General features: G+C 63.8%; 18 protein-coding genes. 6 read left to right on the top strand and 12 right to left on the bottom strand.

Annotation, left to right across the window (positions count from 1 at the left end; genetic code table 11):
- Positions 1–196: 196 nt before the first annotated feature.
- Positions 197–1,564, top strand: coding sequence for an NAD(P)/FAD-dependent oxidoreductase (locus tag OXG33_01875; protein ID MCY4112672.1), 1,368 nt, complete (start codon positions 197–199; stop codon positions 1,562–1,564).
- Between the two features lie 13 nt (positions 1,565–1,577).
- Here the strand turns inward: OXG33_01875 and OXG33_01880 are convergent, their stop codons facing one another.
- Both OXG33_01880 and OXG33_01885 read right to left on the bottom strand, forming a co-directional pair.
- Entirely contained in the window at positions 1,578–2,291 is a 714-nt protein-coding gene (locus tag OXG33_01880; protein MCY4112673.1) for a hypothetical protein, read from the bottom strand.
- Positions 2,292–2,456: 165 nt separating this feature from the next.
- On the bottom strand, positions 2,457–3,059 hold the full coding sequence (locus OXG33_01885) for a hypothetical protein (GenBank protein ID MCY4112674.1): 603 nt from the start codon (positions 3,057–3,059) through the stop codon (positions 2,457–2,459).
- Positions 3,060–3,938: 879 nt separating this feature from the next.
- On the opposite strand from OXG33_01885, the gene OXG33_01890 reads away from it, so the two are divergent.
- Both OXG33_01890 and OXG33_01895 read left to right on the top strand, forming a co-directional pair.
- Positions 3,939–4,220 (top strand): type II toxin-antitoxin system Phd/YefM family antitoxin, encoded by a 282-nt coding sequence (locus OXG33_01890; GenBank protein MCY4112675.1) that lies wholly within the window; start codon positions 3,939–3,941, stop codon positions 4,218–4,220.
- Positions 4,178–4,615, top strand: a complete 438-nt coding sequence (locus OXG33_01895) for a type II toxin-antitoxin system VapC family toxin (GenBank protein MCY4112676.1) — start codon at positions 4,178–4,180, stop codon at positions 4,613–4,615. The genes OXG33_01890 and OXG33_01895 overlap by 43 nt, the downstream gene beginning before the upstream one ends.
- A 256-nt stretch (positions 4,616–4,871) precedes the next feature.
- On the opposite strand, the gene OXG33_01900 is transcribed toward OXG33_01895, so the two are convergent.
- The 4 genes from OXG33_01900 to katG all read right to left on the bottom strand — a co-directional run bounded on the left by OXG33_01900 (position 4,872) and on the right by katG (position 9,548).
- Entirely contained in the window at positions 4,872–5,894 is a 1,023-nt protein-coding gene (locus tag OXG33_01900; protein ID MCY4112677.1) for a succinylglutamate desuccinylase/aspartoacylase family protein, read from the bottom strand.
- A gap of 10 nt (positions 5,895–5,904) precedes the next feature.
- Positions 5,905–6,804: a 30S ribosomal protein S6--L-glutamate ligase gene (gene rimK / locus OXG33_01905; GenBank protein ID MCY4112678.1), complete on the bottom strand. Its 900-nt coding sequence runs from the start codon at positions 6,802–6,804 to the stop codon at positions 5,905–5,907.
- Positions 6,801–7,256: a RimK/LysX family protein gene (locus tag OXG33_01910; protein MCY4112679.1), complete on the bottom strand. Its 456-nt coding sequence runs from the start codon at positions 7,254–7,256 to the stop codon at positions 6,801–6,803. The genes rimK and OXG33_01910 overlap by 4 nt, the downstream gene beginning before the upstream one ends.
- Positions 7,257–7,415: 159 nt before the next feature.
- A complete protein-coding gene (gene katG, locus OXG33_01915; GenBank protein ID MCY4112680.1) occupies positions 7,416–9,548 on the bottom strand; it encodes a catalase/peroxidase HPI in 2,133 nt (710 codons plus the stop codon).
- A 240-nt stretch (positions 9,549–9,788) separates the two neighbouring features.
- Between katG and OXG33_01920 the strand changes: the two genes are divergently transcribed.
- The gene (locus OXG33_01920) at positions 9,789–10,268 is read left to right on the top strand and encodes a DUF1801 domain-containing protein (GenBank protein MCY4112681.1); all 480 of its coding nucleotides are present in this window, start codon (positions 9,789–9,791) and stop codon (positions 10,266–10,268) included.
- 55 nt (positions 10,269–10,323) lie between these two features.
- Here the strand turns inward: OXG33_01920 and OXG33_01925 are convergent, their stop codons facing one another.
- Complete coding sequence (locus OXG33_01925; GenBank protein MCY4112682.1) at positions 10,324–11,025, bottom strand: class I SAM-dependent methyltransferase; 702 nt, start codon at positions 11,023–11,025, stop codon at positions 10,324–10,326.
- A gap of 23 nt (positions 11,026–11,048) precedes the next feature.
- Between OXG33_01925 and OXG33_01930 the strand changes: the two genes are divergently transcribed.
- Positions 11,049–11,921 (top strand): amidohydrolase family protein, encoded by an 873-nt coding sequence (locus OXG33_01930; protein MCY4112683.1) that lies wholly within the window; start codon positions 11,049–11,051, stop codon positions 11,919–11,921.
- A gap of 22 nt (positions 11,922–11,943) precedes the next feature.
- Here the strand turns inward: OXG33_01930 and OXG33_01935 are convergent, their stop codons facing one another.
- The 5 genes from OXG33_01935 to OXG33_01955 form a co-directional block, all read right to left on the bottom strand.
- The gene (locus tag OXG33_01935; GenBank protein MCY4112684.1) at positions 11,944–13,083 is read right to left on the bottom strand and encodes a DUF1295 domain-containing protein; all 1,140 of its coding nucleotides are present in this window, start codon (positions 13,081–13,083) and stop codon (positions 11,944–11,946) included.
- Between the two features lie 135 nt (positions 13,084–13,218).
- Positions 13,219–14,358, bottom strand: coding sequence for a DUF1295 domain-containing protein (locus OXG33_01940; GenBank protein ID MCY4112685.1), 1,140 nt, complete (start codon positions 14,356–14,358; stop codon positions 13,219–13,221).
- A 283-nt stretch (positions 14,359–14,641) separates the two neighbouring features.
- The gene (locus OXG33_01945; GenBank protein ID MCY4112686.1) at positions 14,642–15,064 is read right to left on the bottom strand and encodes a VOC family protein; all 423 of its coding nucleotides are present in this window, start codon (positions 15,062–15,064) and stop codon (positions 14,642–14,644) included.
- A gap of 103 nt (positions 15,065–15,167) precedes the next feature.
- A complete protein-coding gene (locus OXG33_01950) occupies positions 15,168–16,358 on the bottom strand; it encodes a SpoIIE family protein phosphatase (protein ID MCY4112687.1) in 1,191 nt (396 codons plus the stop codon).
- Positions 16,359–16,367: 9 nt separating this feature from the next.
- On the bottom strand, positions 16,368–16,850 hold the full coding sequence (locus OXG33_01955; protein ID MCY4112688.1) for a response regulator: 483 nt from the start codon (positions 16,848–16,850) through the stop codon (positions 16,368–16,370).
- A 328-nt stretch (positions 16,851–17,178) separates the two neighbouring features.
- Between OXG33_01955 and OXG33_01960 the strand changes: the two genes are divergently transcribed.
- Positions 17,179–19,221 (top strand): ABC transporter substrate-binding protein, encoded by a 2,043-nt coding sequence (locus OXG33_01960; GenBank protein ID MCY4112689.1) that lies wholly within the window; start codon positions 17,179–17,181, stop codon positions 19,219–19,221.
- Positions 19,222–19,466: the final 245 nt, after the last annotated feature.

Genomic DNA, 19,466 nt, shown 5'->3' on the forward strand with positions numbered 1-19,466 from the left:
CCGACGGGGACGCGGCGTACACGCCCTGCAGCTCCAGCCCCTACCGGAGAACTCGCAAATCGGTATCCCTTGTCCCATCAACGTACACGTTAGACAGAATCGGCCTTTAGCTTGGGGGCCGGCGGAGAAGGGGCTTGCGCCCCCGAGGCTGACGCCCGCACGATAGACGGCGGGTGGCGAGACGGGAGCCGCGCATATGAGCACGGGGCGGGTCGTCATCGTTGGCGGGGGCTTCGCGGGGCTCAGCGCCGCCTACACGCTGATGCAGCGGGGCGTCACGCCCCTGCTGCTCGAGGCGCAGGACCACGTGGGCGGACGCGGCAGCGGCGAGCGGGTGGATGGGTTCTCCCTGGACATGGGCGCCTTCGTCTTCACGTCCACCTACGACACCGCCTTCCGCCTGTGCGAGGAGCTGGGCCTGCCGCTGGCGCCGTCGCAGATGAAATTCGGCCACCACCGCAACGGGCGGTGGGTGACCACGACGCCGGACCAATCGCTCTGGAACTTCATCCGTCACCTGCGGACGGCCGTCACCATGGGCTTCCTCTCACCCGCGGGCATGCGGGCCGGCTTCAGGGTGATGCGGGAGATCCGTCGGCAGGCTCCGCACATGAGTTTCGCCAGCGACAGTCCCATCGCCGATATCGACGACGACGAGTCCTTCGGCGAATACATGAAGCGGCTCAACGTGCCCGAGAACCTGCAGCTGACGCTCCGAGCGCCCCTCGATATGATCCTGGGCGATCCGGAACCCGCGGGACAGGCGCTGATGCGGGCGTACATCGGAGAAACGATGCTGCACGACGGTAGGGTCTCCATGCCCGAGCGCGGCATCGGCTCTCTGAGCCGGGCGCTTGCCGACACCTGCGCCGATGCGATTCAGGTATCGACCCCCGTCAGGAAAATCGTCGTCGCGAACGGGGCGGCCGCCGGCGTGGTCACGGACGGCGAGACGATCGAGGCGGACGCGGTCATTTGCGCCGTCCCCGGCACGAAGGTTGCGGACCTGGTTCTCGAGCTGCCGGAAGCAACTCGCCGCGCCCTCGGCACGATTAGCTACTCAACCGGTTGCCGCGTGGTGATCGGCCTCGACCATTCCCCGCTCCCTCCGGGCTGGCACGGCGCGCTCTTCCCGGAGGACGACGACACGCCGCTGCTGCTGAACAGGTCGGCCTTCCTGCCCGCCTGCGCGCCGCCGGGGAAGAGCATTCTCGACCTGATGATCGGGCGCGACCGCGCCAAGGAACTCATCCCGCTCGACGACGAGGAGATCAAGCGCGAGATGCTGGGCGCCGCGCGCCGGAACGCGCCGCCGGGCTCCGCGCTCCCCGGCGACGACGAGGGGCTGTTCCACCGCGTCTACCGCTGGGAAGAGGCGCTGTGCATGGGGACGCCCGGCATGCTGGCCGCGGTGGCGCAGATCCCGGAGCAGCTTGCCGGGCGCATCGACAACCTGGTCCTGGCGGGTGACTACATGGGCGTGCCGTCGGTCAACGGCGCGCTTTCCAGCGGCCAGAGCGCCGCAATCGAGGTCGCGGATCGCTTAGCGTCTCGCACCAGCTAGGCCGGACGTCCGCTTACGGTTGGCTCGCCCCGTCGTCGGTCGATCGTGCGAGTCCCCAGCCCAGCAGACCCATGTAGACGAGTCCGGCGACGGACATCAGGGCAAACACGGGCGCGAGCGCCAGCTCCAAGGCGTTTGAATGCCAGGCGGAGATGAACACCACCAGCGAGGCCACGGCCAGCACTGCCACGATGGGGTGCAGGACCGGGGGCAGACGCATGGGTTCCGGCCGGGCAGCCAGGCCCAGCGCGAAGATCGCCGTCCCGACCGAGCCGGCGACGCCGGAAGTGAAGTGGAAGCCCCACACCAACCGCTGCATGGCCAGCGCCGAATCGAGCCACTCCTGCGACTTCGCCGCCTCGCTCTCCAGTGCGGCCAGTCCCATGCCGACGATCATGTAGTCAAGGCCCCGCATGACCATCTGCAGGATCGCGGCGATGACCATCCCCAGCAGGCCGAGCCGCGCCACGGGGCCGGCATACCGCCGCAGGGTCAGGAGTCCATGCAGCATCAGCAGAGCGCCGCAAATGATCACCACCGGCACGGTGTAAGACAGCGTCGCGTTGCGCGCCATCGCCAGCGTGAGGTCGCTGAGGCTCGTGCTGGGCACCGTGTCCACCACCCCACGGCCCGGCGAGAGCGCATAGCCCACCCCCACCAACACCATCCCCAGCAGCAACGACCAGCCGCCGAGTTGCTTGTCAGTCAAACGCTTGAGGTATTTCACGTTATCTATTCGCAGCGAACGAGCGAGCCTTACCTATGGTCATACTGCATCGCCCACCGAGGCAAGGCGCTGAACAGATTCCTCCCATGCGCGCTGTATCTTGCGCTAGGTACCGGAGCCTGATTCAGGTGGCGTCCACAGTCCGGGATCGGCTTTGATCAAGCTCTACACTACAGTCTCCGCTTGGAGGCTGCCCATCGCGACCAACGCCCATTGCCTGTAAAGGTCTGTCGCAAGCACATGGACAGCTCCGACGGCGTCGGCGACATCATGCACATTCGGGTCAGGTGCAGGCCTTGAGGACGGGTCCATCCGGCGATGTGGGTTGGCGAGCCACATCGTAAGGTCGGGAAGTCGGCTGTACTCCTTGACGAATCGCTCGCGGTGCTGACGAATCTGTTGGGAGTCGTTGGTCTTCGTCCCGCCGGGATAGCCCTTGACCTCGACCGTTGCTTCCCAGTCGTCGACTCCTTCACGTGTGAGCCGAAGGTCTTCACGCTTGGGCTCGCCGTGCGACAACGTTGCGTCCATGTCGCGGACCTTGAATCCGAATTCCGCAAGCACTTGATGAGCCGCGTCAACCAACTCAGTACCGTCGGCCCAAAGGATTCGTCGGATCCCTTGATCGGCTCTCTCTCCTTCAGCGGTTAACTCCGCCTCACGCTGATCTCGTTCTTTGGTCAGGCGCTCAATCTCACATTCAATCTGTGAAATCTGATCTGCGAGCGACTGTTCCTCTGGGGTGTACCAATCCGCAGGCTGGCTCAAGCGGGGTGGCGCGTATGGCACTCGGGTCGGATCTGATACATGGATCTCGCAGAGAAAGGCCCTGAACCATGCCGCGAGATTGGCGGCTTTGGGGAGCAGGAGTGCAATGGGCGTTGACGCCTCATCTTCGGCCGAGTCGGATCGGGGCGGAAGGACGATTCGCAAAGCGACTGGATGGCCCGATGTCGTCTCAATCAGCGCGGCCCGGTCTCTTCGCGAAGTGTCAATGATGGTTGGCGGTCTCGCGGCTCGGCCCAGCACCTTGGATAGTTCGTCAGCTAGCGCCGCATACGGCTTCGGGATGTGGGGAGTAGTCGTCAGCTCCCGCTCTGTGTTTTCGTAATTGGTCTTTGCATAGTGCTGAATCCGCGTCCCGAATGGGGGCGAGAATTGGTCCGACCAATAGAGGCTTGTGGGCCCGACCACCATGATATTGACTCTCTTGTCAACATGAACGCGATAGCTATGGAGATCGCCCGAAACGACTATGTCCGTCTCCGTCCAATCGTAGCCGGCTAGGAACTCGTCAAGCGACTCCGCTGCCCTTAGTGTTCCGCAGAGCGGTGCAATTGACGCCACCTCAGTCTCGTTGAGGCCGATTGCGGCAACTCTCGGTCGCTTAGGAATCAGCATGCACCTTCCCTGTGCCTTGGCTGCCAAAGCCCACCCGGGCCTTGCAGGGCACCAACGATCGTGGCGAGTCTCCTCAGATTATGACTCTCAGCCTGATTCAGGAGGCCGAAGAGATGGTGCGCCTTTGCGGCGAACACATTCGACGGGTCGTCCTCGGATCTCAGATATTGCGCCAACTCCGGAAAATATGACCATGGTCATGACCATGGTAGGATAGTGCTCGCCTATCCAGTCGAGAAGAGGGCGATGACGACGGAAGCCCCTAGGAAGCCCGGGCCGCGGACGATCATGGCGTCCGAGTTCAAGGCCAAGTGCCTCAAGCTCATGGACGAGGTGGCGGAGAGCGGCGAGGAGATCGTCATCACCAAGAACGGCCGCCCGGTGTCGCGGCTGACGCCCTACCGGGAGCGGCCAACGAGCTGGTTTGGCCGAGATCGGGACATCATTCAGATTCACGGCGACATCACCGAACCGATCGACGTTGAATGGGAGGCCCAGTCCGACCCGGACCGCGTGCTGAATCCGTGATCCTGCTCGACACACAGGTCCTGCTCTGGTCACGGTTCGGAGACGCCCGTTTTGGTCGGCGAGCCCGCAGCCAGATCGAACGAGCCTTGCGTGAAGGCAACATCGCGGTGTCGGCAATCTCGTTCTGGGAAGTGGCCATGCTGCACGACAAGGGCAGACTCACGCTGCTGCGCAGCGTGGCCTCGTGGCGTCAGGCGCTGCTCGATGAGGGGCTCGTCGAGATTCCGATGGACGGCGAGATCGGAATCCGCGCGGCGACGCTCCCGGACTTTCACGCCGACCCAGCCGACCGCTTGATCGTGGCTACCGCGTTGGAGGGGCATCGACTGGTGACCGCCGACCAGCGGATCCTCGATTGGCCGGGGCACGTGAGCCGGCTGGACGCTACGCAGTAGACGTCGTCGCGGCCGAGATGTTCGCCCAGCGGATATCCCGCTTGGGGCAGCCTTTGGACTTTGGGGGATGGGCGAGTTTGAAACCCGCCCCTACGTGAGGCATCCGGCGCAGCTTTGGACTCGACCGGACTGGATTCCGGCTTCCGCCGGAATGACGAAGGGGCGGCGCAAGGGTCGCCTTTCGTAGACCGTTGAATTCGGGAGGACGGGCGGTTTGCGAACCGCCCCTACTCGTGGGGGAATGAGCCCCCATCGGTCACTCGAACAGGTGGTGGAAGGGCTTGGACGCTTTCTCTTGCTCGGTTTCTCCCGTGAAGCCGATATGGAAGAGCGCGTCGCCTTCGTGGGCGAGGGGGAGGTTCGTGCGGCCGACGATCACGCCGTCCATGGGCGACTTGATTTCGGTTTCCGACTCGCCCAGCGGATCGGAAACGATGGCCAGCAGCTCGCCGTCCACGACCTCCGCACCGATTGGCTGTCTCATCCTGACCACGCCGCTGGCCGGCGCCCTCACCCAGCTGCTGTCGCGCAGGATCACGGGGGCTTTCGATTCACTGCCCCGCTTTTGCGTGGGCAACATGCCCAGATGCTCCATGACCCCGATCACGCCCCATAGGCCGGTGCGTATCGCCGTTTCATCGAAGCGGAGCGCTTCGCCGGCCTCGTAGACGATGACGGGAACGTCGCGCTTGTCGGCGGCCTCGCGCAGGCTTCCGTCCCTGGAGGCGGAGTTCACGACCAGCGGGGCGCCAAAGGCGCGCGCCATGGGCTCGGCCGCGGGATTGTCCAGATCGACGCGGATTTGCGGAACGTTCTCCCGGTGCACGGCGCCGGTGTGGAGATCGATGCCATGCGTGGCGTTCGAGAGGATCTGGTCGACGAACATCTCGGCGAGGCGGGCAGCCAGCGAGCCCTTGGCGGACCCCGGGAAGGAGCGGTTGAGGTCGCGCCGGTCGGGAAGGTATCGGCTGAGATTCAGAAAGCCGGGCACGTTCACGATTGGAACGGCGATCAGCGCTCCCTTGAGGCGCCGCAAGGCGGCCAGCTTGATGATACGCCGGATGATCTCGACCCCGTTGAGCTCGTCGCCGTGTATGGCGGCCGAGACGAACAGCACCGGCCCATCCTCGGCGCCGTTGATGACGTGCACCGGCATCGCCAGGGGGACGTGAATCGACAGATCGGCGATCGGCAGGTCCACCTGGGTCCGATACCCAGGGGCGACGTCTACATCGCCAATGCTGATGGGATCGGATGACCCACTGGCGGGGGTGTTCATCACTGGGTCTCTACCCCACCGTCTCGATAGGCGCGGGTTTGGCGTGCGATTCCAGGAAGGCGATGATCTGATCGGCGATATCGGTCCCGGTCGCCTCTTCGATTCCCTTCAGACCTGGGGTTGAGTTCACTTCGATGAGCACCGGCCCGCGACTGGATCGGAGCATGTCCACGCCGGCCACGTTGAGTCCCAATGCCCGACAGGCGCGCAGTGCGACCGATCCTTCTTCGGGCGTGATTTCCAGCTTCTCCGCAGTGCCGCCACGATGCAGGTTGGATCGAAACTCGCCGGGTCCGCTCTGGCGCTTCATGGCGCCAACCACGCGGTCGCCGATGACGAACGCCCGAATGTCCGCCCCTCCCGCTTCCTTCACATATTCCTGAACCAGGATGTTGATATTGGCCTTACGGAACGCCTCGAACGTGCTCTTGGCCGACGGCATGGTTTCGCCAAGCACCACGCCCAAGCCCTGGGTCCCTTCCACCAGCTTGATGACGACGGGTGGGCCGCCGACCATGCGGATCAGGTCCTCGGCTCGCCGCGCGGAGTTTGCGAATCCGGTGACCGGCAACCCAATCCCGAGTTGAGACATGATCTGGAGCGCCCAGAGCTTGTCTCGGGCGCGACCGATGGCCTCGGACTCGTTGAGCGACCATACGCCCATCGTCTCGAACTGGCGCAACACCGCCAGACCGTAAAAGGTGATCGAGGCGCCGATGCGGGGAATCACGGCGTCATAGCCGGAAAGGACGGCGCCTCGGTACAGCACTTGCGGTCGCTCGGATGTGATGTTGGCGTAGCACTGGGTCGTATTGATGATGTCGATGCGGTGCCCCTTGGCCTCGGCGGCTTCCACGAGGCGCTTATGGCTATAGAGGCCAGGATTGCGCGCCAGCATTGCGATTCTCACGAGTCCACCCCTCCACCCTCGAGGCCGCCTCGATCCTTCAATGGACCGTCGACAGCTTTTCTTGGCTTCCTGCCTGCGCGGTATGAGGCGTGAGGATCGACAATCACGCGGTCCCGCATGGCCTCGCGGCCGATGATCATCGGAAAGCCCATGGCGTCGCGATTGGCCAGGCTCAATTCGATCGGCCAACTGCCGGAGCCTATCTGAAGGCTCGTACTGATGATGTACCGGCGCTCGCGGGATCCGCTCGAGTTCGTGACCCATCGGCGATCGCTGACGGGCGCCTCGCAGACCACGGACGTGACCTTGTCACGCTGCATGGGATGGACGCGAAACCGTATCCACTGCCGACCTTCGACCGTGCGAAGACTGAGGTCCCACGCGTGCAAGGCGGAGGTCTTCGCGCCGGTATCGAGCTTGGCCTTGATGGCGGCAATGCCGAGGCCCGGCAAGGATGCCCACTCCCGCCATCCGAGTATTCGTCGGTTCTTACCGCCGGAAGCCATTGAACGCTTAGCGCGAGCCAATCGCCCTTAGTTCGCTGCTTCTAACTCTACCCACAGCGGCATGGCTGGCGATCGGGCGCCCGCCGTGCGGGCCGCCCGCCGAGATTAGGCGAGGTCGTAGCGGTCCAGATTCATAACCTTGTTCCAGGCGCTCACGAAGTCGCGCACGAAGGTCTCCTGCGCGTCGTCGCAGGCGTGGACCTCGGCGAGCGCTCGAAGCTCGGAGTTTGAACCGAAGACCAGGTCCACTCGCGTGCCGGTCCACTTGAGCTCGCCGGTCTGGCCATCGCGTCCTTCGAACACGCCGTCAGACTCGGAGGCCTCGGTCCACTCGGTGCTCATGTCGAGCAGGTTGACGAAGAAGTCGGTGGTCAACGCGCCGGGTCGATCGGTGAGGACTCCGTGCTGGGATTGCCCGGTGTTCGCATCCAGGGCGCGCAAGCCGCCGACGAGCACCGTCATCTCGGGAGCCGTCAGCGTGAGCATGTAGGCCCGCTCGACCAGCAGGTCCTCCGGGGCGCCGTCCTGCCCCGCCTGGAGGTAGTTGCGGAAACCGTCCGCGGTGGGTTCGAGCACGGCGAACGACTCCTCGTCGGTCCACTCCTGCGACGCGTCCGTGCGCCCCGGCGCAAACGGGACTGCCACGTCATGACCGGCGCTTCGGGCCGCCTGCTCAACACCCGCGCATCCGGCCAAGACGATCAGGTCGGCCAGGGAAACCCTGGCACCGCCGTTCTGCGAGCCGTTGAACTCGGCCTGGATCTGCTCCAGCGCTCCCAGCGCTTGGCTGAGGCCGGCTGGATCGTTCACTTCCCAATCCCTCTGCGGCGCAAGCCGGATGCGCGCCCCGTTCGCTCCGCCGCGCTTGTCGGTGCCGCGGAACGACGCGGCCGACGCCCACGCCGTCGAGACCAGCTGGGAAACGGGCAGGCCCGAGGCGAGGATCTTTGCCTTGAGTTCGGCGACTTCCGGCTCCCCGATCAACTCGTGATTGACGGCGGGAACCGGGTCCTGCCACAACAGCGGCTCGGTGGGAACCAGCGGCCCGAGATAACGGGCGCGGGGCCCCATGTCGCGGTGAATCAGCTTGAACCACGCCCTGGCGAAGGCGTCCTCGAACTCCTCGAAGTTCTCGAGGAAGCGCTTCGCGATCGGCCCGTACACCGGGTCCTCCCGCAGCGAGAGATCCGTCGTCAGCATCATGGGGGCGTGCTTCTTGGCGGGATCGTGCGCATCGGGCACGGTGGCCACCGACGCGGCATTCGTGGGTTCGTATTGCGATTTGCCGGCGGGGCTGTTCGTCAGTTCCCACTCGTGGTTGTGCAGGTTCTCGAAGAAGTTGTTGTCCCACTTCACGGGGTCGTTGGTCCACGCGCCTTCCAGGCCGCTGGTGAACGTATCGCCGGCCTTGCCGCTGCCGTAGCTGTTCTTCCAACCGAACCCTTGCTCCTCCAGCGAGGCTCCCTCGGGCTCCGGTCCGACATGACTCTCAGAGGCGGCGCCGTGCGCCTTGCCAAAGGTGTGCCCGCCGGCGATCAGCGCAACGGTTTCCTCATCGTTCATCGCCATGCGCTTGAACGTGTTGCGGATGTAGTTGGCCGCCGCGAGCGGATCGGGGTTGCCGTTCGGCCCTTCCGGATTCACGTAGATGAGTCCCATGTGGTCGGCGCCGTAGGGTCCCTCGATTTCGCCGTCGTCGCTGTGGCGCTCGTCGGCAAGCCACGTCTCCTCAGACCCCCAGTCGGTCTCGTCGGCCTCCCAGACGTCCTCGCGGCCGAAGGCGAAGCCAAAGGTCTTGAACCCCATGGACTCCAGCGCGCAGTTGCCGGCGAAGATGATGAGGTCGGCCCAGGAGAGCCGCCGGCCGTACTTCTGCTTGATCGGCCAGAGCAGGCGGCGCGCCTTGTCGAGGCTGGCGTTGTCCGGCCAGCTGTTGAGCGGCGCGAAGCGCTGGTGGCCCGAGCCGCCGCCGCCGCGGCCGTCGCTGATGCGATAAGTGCCCGCGGCATGCCACGTCATGCGAATGAAAAGCGGACCATAGTGGCCATAGTCGGCCGGCCACCAATCCTGCGATGTCATCATAACTTGTTCGACATCTTGCTTCAGCTCATCGACGTCAATAGTCTTAACCGCATTGGCATAGTTGAAGTCTTTGTCCATCGGATCAGATAGCGGAGAGTTATGCCGCAGAACCTTCAGGTTCAACTGATCCGGCCACCAGTATTGATTGGAAGTCATCGTTGGTCCGTCCTTTGAAGTCTTCGGCGACTGGCGCGGACTTTCAGAAATCGTGGCCCGCCCCGATATCATAGCCGCAATCGCCGCCCCGCCGCAGCCGTGTCCGACCTACGCGGGAGGCGAGCCGGTGACCTGATGAGGCGTTCGCGAGTCCGAGTCCCATTCGGCCCACGGAGGTTCGACTCTCAGAGCCGATCGGAGCCAGACTCGCCGAGCGCAGCGCGGAAGGGGGCAAGCGCAATGGCGGGCAGCAGGTCCAGGAGGGCATCGAGCGGGACAACGAAACCCGCCGCCGAGGGAGGCGACGGGAGGGTGGTTCTACTTTCGGGCGGCAACCCCCAAATCGCCAAGGCCGACGGCGATGCGCCCGTGCAGGCCTACATCGCCGCGATGCCGGGCTGGAAGAGCGACGTCGGGCGCCGCCTGGACGAGCTGATCGTGCGCACCGTGCCCAACGTGCGCAAGGCCGTGAGGTGGAACTCGCCCTGGTACGGCATCGAGGGGCAGGGATGGTTCCTGAGCACCCACGTCTTCAGCCGCTACGTGAAGGTGACATTCCTCAACGGTGCGTCGCTGCAACCAGAGCCACCCGGCTCGGGCAAGGACCCCGACGCGCGCTGGCTGGACGTCTACGAAGACGGGTTTGACGAGGCGCAGATGACGGAGTGGGTGCGGCAGTCGGCCGCGTTGCCCGGCTGGGACGGGTTCGACACGCTGTGAGGTCGGATTCGTCGTCGTTCACGAGACCCGGTTTGGGAGTCCCTGAGCAACCTCATCAATGCCGTTGCGCAAGGACCAAGGGGTGGTCCTCAATGGTCCCCAGGTCCGTCTCGTCGCAGCCGCACGCCGTCGAAGACGTCTCAAGCACCACGAACCCGGAATCAGCCAGGGTCCCGAGGTATTCGCGGAGGCCGAAGTTGCTCCAGTACATCGTCACTCCATGGAAGTCGTCTTCGGTGTATCCCGGCTCGCTCTGGTGGCTCAAGGTGCACAGCAGGTATCCGCCCGGCCTGAGCCAACGGTGAAACCGCTGAAACAGAGCCGGCTGCACCTCTCGCGGAAGGTGGAAGATGGAGTACAGGGCGACGATCGCGTCGAAGCTGGACGGCTTAAAGCTGATCGACATGACGTCGGCGCACATAAACTCGCCGGTTGGAACGTGGCGCCGTGCGAGACGGACCATTTCGCGCGAGACATCCACTCCGGTGACGCGGTGACAGTCCGCCAGCGATTCGGCAATCGGGACGCCGGCCCCACAGCCCACGTCGAGCACCGCGCTGCCGTCGTCCAGTCGATCCAAGAGTCCCCGAATCTCGGCTGCCGCCTGGACTTTTCGCGACTCGTGATAGGCCTGCGCGCAGGCGTCATATCCTCGTGTCACCAGCGCTCGGTAGTCGGTTGCTGGATTGTTCGCCGGGATCACGGCGTCACGTCCCTCGACGCCGCCGGTGTCGATGCTGCGGCAGTGCCGAGACATCGCAAGAGGTAGGAGGCTCGCTCATGGACAAGCTGGCATTCGTTGATACGCACGTTCACTACTACGACCTACAGCATCCGGAGCTGGTGTACGAGCACTGGCAGCCGGGGGTTCCGCACCCGACGATGGGGTGGAGGTTGCAAAAGCTCGCCGAGCGGAGCTACCTGGCCGAGGATTATATCGCCGAGACTCGGAACGCGAACGTTACCAAGTCGGTGCACGTGCAGGCGGCCATCGGCAGCCCGGATCCGGTAACCGAGACGGAGTGGCTGCAGGAGGCAGCGGACCGCACGGGGTTTCCGCACGGGATCGTGGCCCATGCGGACCTGCGGGACCCGGGCGTGCGGGCCGTGCTGGAGCGTCACGCCGAGTCGCCCAACATGCGGGGAATCCGAGACTTTTCCTGCGGTGACTACCTGGTGGAGCCGGACTTCCACCGGGGCTTCGCGCTGCTGGAGACGTTCAGCCTGGTGTCGAGCCTGTCGGTTCAATGGCATGAGATGGAGAAGGTGCGGGACCTGGCGCACAAGTTTCCGAACATCACGATCGTGGTGGATCACACGGGATGGCCGGAGGAGCGGACGAATGAGTATTTCGCGAACTGGAAACGCGGGGTGGCCACCGCGGCCAGTTGCGACAACATCCGCTGGAAGATCTCGGGCCTTGGCATGGGCGACAACGACTGGACGGTCGACAGCATCCGGCCGTTCGTGCTGACGTCCATCGAGACTTTCGGCGTCGAGCGCTGCTTCTTTGGGACGAACTGGCCGGTGGACTGGCTATGGAGTACGTACGACGAGTTGATCGACGCCTACACCGAGATCATCGCGGATTTCAGCCGGGAGGAGCAGGCCCGGCTCTTTTCCGGGACTGCCGAGGAGGTCTACCGCATCTAAGGGTGGCCGACGTAACGCCGGATCAGTAGACCCACGGGCAGATCCGGTACTTAACTCGCGCCTTGTATTCCGCCCACTTCTCCTCACCGTACTTCTCGACGCAATGCTCCTCGTCGTCCCGTTGACGCCAGGTGAAGAGGGAGACGATGAAGATGAAGTACGTCCAGGCCCAGGGATTCCCGAAGTGACCAAACGACAGGGCGATGGCGGTGCAAATGATGCCCTCGCCCATGTAGTTGAAGTGGCGGGCCGCGCCCCAGAATCCGCTGCAGAGAATCTTTCGGTCGCCGGCCTGGATGTATTCGGGCTCGATGATTCCCAGGAACTTCCGGTCTGGCCAGCGCTTGAAGGTGTACTTCTGCCAGTTGCCCCCGCGCGTGATGGTCCAGCCGAAGAAGAGCATCAAGCCTAATCCGATCAGCCACACGTATGTCCAAGGCTCCGAAAACCCTGGGTGTGGATAGGCTGCCATTCCCCACAGCGGGAGAATGTACAGCCAGCCATAGATGATTAGCCCGCCCCAGATCAGCTTGAACCCCAGCTTTTCGTGAATCAGATCATACGTGTAGAGCTGAACGCGCTCGAAGATAAAGTAGTCCATGATGTAGAGCCCGAAAAACCCCGCATACAGAAACACGCCGGGATTGACGTTATCTCCGAATTGTTGGACGTGCCAAGCGGCGCCTGACAGGGCGTTGAGCGTCAGCATGGTCCCGCCGACAACGTACAGATACATCTTGAGGTCGAATCGTTCGTTGAAAAGCGAGTGCTCCAGGGATCGCCCAGTCCAGAAGGCGTGGAACGGATTCTTGATCTCACCTTGCAGCTGGCTCAGCATGGCCACGAGCGCGATGAGCGCCGAAACTACGGTTCCTCCAGCCACCGCGTACACCGCGGACCGGTAGAACCAGTCACGCGGCATTCCGGTGACTTCGGTCGCCCACACGGCTATCGCGACGGCGAATACCAGGAGGCCGTTGAGTCGATAGTTGCGCGGTTCACCGGTCTCCGGGTTGATGACATAGCCGGGAACCCGCCGGGCGGGCAGGACGATCTGCGCCACGAAAAACACGGCGAAGATAATCAGCGGGGTGAAAAACCCCCAAAGGGCTTCCGCGCCGGAGAGCTCGAATAGGTGCTCGATTCCAAGCCATTCAATCATGGGCGAATCCCCCGGCTCCTAATCGTGCGGTGATTATGGGCACCAGACAGAGGTCGGTCAATCACGCACCGGGAACTGAAACACAGTCGAATCCAGGCGCGTGAAGTGGATCGACGCCGATAGCCGGCCGACGGTTCAGTAGAGCCAGGGGCAGATGCGGTACTTCACGCGGGCCTGGTACTCGGCCCACTTCTCCGGCCCGTACTTCTCGGCGCAGTAGTGATCGTCCTCGCGCTGGCGCACAACGAACAGCGCAACGATCCAGATGAAGCAGGTCCAGGCCCACAGATTCGTGAAGTGACCGAACGCCAGCGCGATGGCCGCCGACACGAACCATTCGCCCATATAGTTCATGTGGCGGGCCCTTCCCCAGAATCCGCTCACCAGGATCTTGCGGTCACCGGCCTGGATGTATTCCGGTTCGATGAGTCCGAGGAACTTGCGGTCGGGCCACCGTTTGAAGATGTATTTCTGCATGTTGGCGCCACGGGAGATAGCCCATCCGGCCAGGAACACCACGGCGGTGCCGATGAGCCAACCATATGTTGCTGCCGTCGAAAACCCAGGCGACGGCTGCGCGGCCATCCCCCACCACGGGAGGATGTAGAGCCAGCCGTAGACCATCAAACCGCCCCAGAACATCTTGAAGCCAAGCTTTTCATATATCACGTCGAAGGTGTAAAGCTGAACTCGCTCGAAGATGAAGTAGTCCACGACGTAGAAGGTATATATTGCCGCGCACAGGAACACTCCAGGATTGAAGTTCTCCCCAAAGTGCTCGACGTTCCACGCGGCTCCGGACAGGGCATTGAGTGAGAACATGGTCCCGCCGACGACGTAAAAGTACATCTTGAGATCAATGCGTTCCTTCAGAAACGACAGCTCCTGGATTCGCCCAAGCCAGAAGGCTGCAATCGGGTTCCTGGTTTCGTCTTGCGGCTGGGTAAATACCGCGATCAACGTGAATACAGTGACCGTAACCGTGCCGCCGGCAAACGCAAAGATCGCCGACCGATAGAACCAGTCACGCGGCATTCCGGTGACTTCGGTCGCCCACACGACCACGGCGACTACGTACACCAACAGTCCGTTGAGCCGATAGCTGCGAGGCTCGCCGGTCTGGGGATCGACGACGTACCCGGGCACGCGGCGACCCGGCAAGATGAGCTGAACGGCGAAGAATATCGCGAATATTATCAGCGGGGTAAAGAATCCGAGGATCGCTTCGGGTGGGGAAAGCTCGAACAGGTGTTCGATCCCAAGCCACTCGATCATGACCGGATACCCCTTCCGCCAGTGGCGTGGCGAGGATACGTCACCCGCGTGGGCTCCGCCCATCCGGTGCTAATGGGAGCCTCGCGCCTGGAGACCTTTGAACTAAGAGGTAGGGGCGGGTCTCAGACCCGCCCGACGCCGAGCCTCCGGCACGCCTCCAGGTTCGACCGGACTGGATTCCGGCCTCCGCCGGAATGACGGAGGGGTTGCGCAAGGGTCCCGATCTGCAGGAGGCGGGCTCGGACGCGCGTGCGGGCCGACGCTGAGGCGATCGACGGTCCAGCTAGCCCTGCGGCTCCTCGCAGTTAAACATCCAGTTGACGCCGAATCTGTCGATGCAGGCGCCGAAGTAGGCGCCCCAGAACATGTCCTGGAGCGGCATCGTGACGGTGCCGCCGTCCGAGAGCTTCGCGAACAATGCGTCGGTCTCTTCCCGGCTCTGCGCGGCGTAGGAAATCGAAACATTGCTGTCAGCTGGCGCTGGTTGACCGAACGTGGTTGGCACGTCGCTGCCCATCAGCACGCTCGTTCCGACGGGAAGCGAGGCGTGCATGATGTTGTTCCGCTCGTCGTCGGGAATCTGCATATCGGCGGGACCGTCGCCAAACGTCTGCAGGACGAGGTAATCGCCGCCAAAGGCCGCCCGGTAGAACTCGAACGCCTCGCGGCAGTTGCCGTTGAAGTGCAGATATGTGCTCAGGCTCATGGTGGCCTCCTCAAGGCTTGCCCGCGCAAGCTACCAAAGCGGCAGCGGCGCTGCCGGATTTTGGGGCCCAAGCGTCGGCGCCCCACCGGCGACGCGCTCGAGCCTAGGAGCCGTCCTCGGCGCGCCGGAGCACCAGGCAGGTGATGTCGTCGGACTGCGGCGTATCGCCCACGAATTCCCGCACCGCCTCGAACAGCGCGTGCGTGGCCTGCTCGGAGTCGGTGGGCGGATTCGCCTCGAAGACTTGCTGAATGCGGTCGACGCCAAACTGCTCACCGTCGCCGTTCATGGCTTCGGTGACGCCGTCCGTATAGAGCACGATGGCGTCGCCGGGTTCGAGCTGGACGGTCTGGCTTGGGAAGTTGATGTCCGGTGCCACGCCAAGCGCAACCCCGCCGGTCAGCGACAGGAGCTCCGCTCCGCCGCCCGCTCGAACCAGCACCGGCGCGTCGTGCCCGCCGTTGGAGTAGGTCAGCGTGCCGGCCGCCGGATCGTAGATGGAGTACAGCACCGTCACGAACATCATGGTTTCGTTTTCTTCGTAGAGCAGCTCATTCACTTCGCGCAGGGCCTCGCCCGGGTCCCCGAGGCCGATTGCCGCGCCCTTGAGCAGGGTGCGGCTGGACATCATGAACAGGGCGGCCGGAACGCCCTTGTCGGAGACATCGGCAATGGCCAATCCAACCTTGCGATCTTCCAGGCGAATCACGTCGTAGAAGTCGCCGCCGACGTTTCGCGCCGGCTCCATGTTGGCGAAGACCTGGTATTCCTCACTCTTGGGAAACGTCTTGGGCAGGATCGACTGCTGGGTGCTGCTCGCCACTTCGAGCTCGTTTTGCAGGGCGACCAGCGCGTCGCGCGAGGAAAGCGCGGATCGCCACTCTTCCAGGTGGCGCAGCGCCCGCTCCATGGTGATCTGCAGATCTTCGAAGTCGAGCGGCTTGGTGACGAAATCGAACGCCCCCCGGTTCATCGCCGTGCGAATGTTCTGCATATCGCCGTAGGCCGAGACGACGATGCATCTGACATCGATATCGGTGACATTCGGTATCTGATCGAGCAGCGTGAGCCCGTCCATGCGCGGCATGTTGATGTCCGTGATGACCATATCGATATCGGGATTCGCGTCGAGTTTTTCAAGCGCCTCGATGCCATCTTGAGCGAATTCGAAGCTATGCGTGCCTCGGCGAATCCGGCGCCGCATGCGCTGCATGATCAGCGGTTCCAGGTCCGGCTCATCGTCGACGACGAGAATGTTGTAGGGCCGATTCATCGCGCTAGTGTCGACAGTCATGTCACCATCTCAGTTCGCCGCTCCATGGTCTGGGTCCGGCCGAGGGTCGGTTTCGACTTGCGCCGTAACTAGAGCGTCGCGCGACGAGAGGGCCATCCGCCAAGCGTCGAGATGGTGCCGCGTGCGCTCGATGGTCTCCTGCAGGTCGTCGAAGTCGATCGGCTTCGTGATGAAATCGAACGCGCCCCGTCGCATCGCCGTGCGGATGTTCTTCATGTCGCCATACGCCGAAAGGATGACGGCGCGGACAGAGGGATCGACTCTCGGTATCTGCTCCAGCAGCGTCAGGCCATCCATGAGCGGCATGTTGATATCGGAGATGACGATATCGATGTCCTGGTCGTTTTGCAGCATGTCAAGCGCATCGACGCCGTTGTTGGCGAAGACAAAACTGTAGTCTCCAGCCCGAATCTTGCGCCGCATGCGCTGCAGCACCAGCGGCTCGAGATCAGCCTCGTCGTCGACCATGAGGATCTTGTAGGGTCGTCCCATCGTCGGTCCTCCCGCTTCGCCATCCTCGCCGTTCGTTGAACTACGACAACCGCCCCGCACTCAGAAGCAGGCGAATCCACGCAATCTCACCCAGGAGCGCCGCCACTGTAGCGAATTCGGCTGGTCCATTGGCCGCTGCTGGTATCCGGCGGCGTATCCGCTGTCCAAGCACACCTCTCACGCCTCGCATCCTCCCGAACCCGTGCATCCGGTCCCAGATTGCAGTCACCGATGGACAGTCGCCGCGATAAGCTGCGAACCTGTGTCAACGATGGCTGAGGGGGTGGCCGACCGGTGGCCCGTCGGCCCCAACACCGGGAGAGGCATCATGCGAAACAGGCTGATGGCAGTCCTCGTGGTCGGGCTCCTGATGGCGCTCGCCGCACCGGTGGGAGCCACCCAGGACTGCAAGTTCGTCCTCGGGTTCGCCAGCCTCAAATCGCTGATCGACGCCGCCGAGGGACCAGACGTCGTCGGCGACTGTGTGGAAAACGAGGGCTTCAACCCAGAAATAGGCGAGGCGCACCAGCGCACCACCGGCGGGCTGATGGTGTGGCGCAAGGCCGACAACTGGACCGGATTCAGCGACGGGCAGCGCATCTGGATTCACGGGCCTGAGGGTCTGCAATCCCGCCTCGACACCGAGCTGCTCGACTGGGAACGCATCGCCCAACTCCGCCTGAATGCCTCCAGTTTCGAGTACGCCGTCGGCCAACCCGGCGGATCGTTGAATGTTGCGACCATTTCGGAGCCGCTCACCTTCAACCTGGCCCTCGCCAACGACGCCTCGTCGTCGGGCATCTTGGGCTACTTGTACGACGGCCTCACGGAGACTTCCTGGCTCACGGACGAGGTCGAGCCGTCGCTGGCGGAGTCGTGGGAACACTCGGAGGACGGCCTGACCTGGACCTTCCACCTCCGCCGAGACGTCACCTGGCACGACGGGCAACCCTTCACCGCCCACGATGTCGACTTCACCTTCAACCGGCTCATCTACAACGACGACATCGCCGCCAGCGGCCGCGCGTCGTTCCACTTCCGAGTCTTTGACGACGAGTCCGGCACCTGGCAAGAGTCGCCGATGACGGTGACGGCACTGGACGACTACACGGTCCAGTGCGTGCTGCCGGTTCCGTTCGCCACCTTCCTACGCTCCATGGGAACCGCAATCTACCCCAAGCACATCCTCGAGCCACACGTGGACAACGGCACGTTCGCCGAGGTGTGGGCTATCGACACCGACCCGGCCGAGATCATCGGCACCGGGCCCTTCACCATCGCCAGCTACGTCCCGGGCGAGGAGATTGTGCTGCGGCGCAACCCGAGCTACTGGCTCAGGGACGCCGCCGGAAACACCCTGCCGTACCTGGAGACGATCGAGTACACGATCGTCGAGGACCTCGAATCGGAGCTCGCCAGGTTCCTGGCGGGCGAGGCCGACATTCACGGCGTGCTGGGCGAAGAGTTCGCCGACCTGGAGCCGCTGCAGGCGGACGGCAACTTCACCATCCACCGGCGCGGACCGGCGTTCGGCACCACCTTCCTGGGATTCAACATGAACCCCGGAACCAACCCCGACACCGGCGCGCCACTTCTCGCGTCGGAGAAGCTGAAGTGGTTCCAGAACGTGCAATTCCGCCAGGCCGTCGCCCACAGCATCGACAAGGACGCGATCATCGAGGGCGTGCTGCACGGGCTGGGCTATCCGCAGTGGTCGTCCGTCAGCCCCGCGGCCGGCGACTTCCACAATCCCGACGTGCGCCGCTATCCCTACGACATTGCTCGGGCCAATCGGATTCTGGACGACCTTGGGTGGGTGGACACCGACGGCGACGGCATTCGCGAGGACGACGCCGGCAACCCGATCTCGTTCACGCTGGTGACCAACACCGGCAACACCGTGCGCAGCAGCGCCGGCGAGATCATCCACCAGGGCATGACGGCGATTGGCCTTCAGGTGGACTATCAGCTGATCGATTTCGGCGTGCTCGTCGGCCAACTGGTGAGCACCTATGACTGGGAAGCCATGATCATCGGCTTCACCGGCGGGTCCGACCCGCACAGCGGCATCGGCTTCTGGCACACGAGCGAGGCGCTGCATCTCTGGTATCCGAACCAACCGGAGCCCGCGACGGCGTGGGAAGCGGAGATCGATGAGCTGTACATCAAGGCCAGCCAGGAGTTGGATCGCGACCAGCGCGTGGCCTACTACCACCGCGCGCAGGCCATCGCCGCGAAGAACGTGCCGGTGATCTACACGACGCTCTCGGAACGGCTGACCGCGGTGCGCAACGTCTTCGGCAACACCACGCCCACGCTGTATGGGCTGTGGGATATCCGCTATCTCTACCGCACGGACCTGATGGGCTAGAGCGCGAGCCGCTAGAAGGCAGGGGCGGATTCGAATCCCGGCCCTACGCGACTCGCCCGTGTAGGGGCGCTAGAGCCGGCGAGCATGGGAGGTCGGTGTAGGGGCATCCCTTGTGGGCGCCCTTGCCCGATGGCCATTCGCGGGCCCCGTCCGGCTCCCTCTCCCCGCGGGAGAGGGTCGGGGTGAGGGGTCCGCGGCCGCGGGCCTGAATCCGCGTAGGGGCGTCCCTAGTGGGCGCCCGAGTC

It is taken from the genome of Chloroflexota bacterium (genome assembly GCA_026708035.1).
In the GTDB taxonomy this organism is placed as follows: domain Bacteria; phylum Chloroflexota; class UBA11872; order UBA11872; family UBA11872; genus JAJECS01.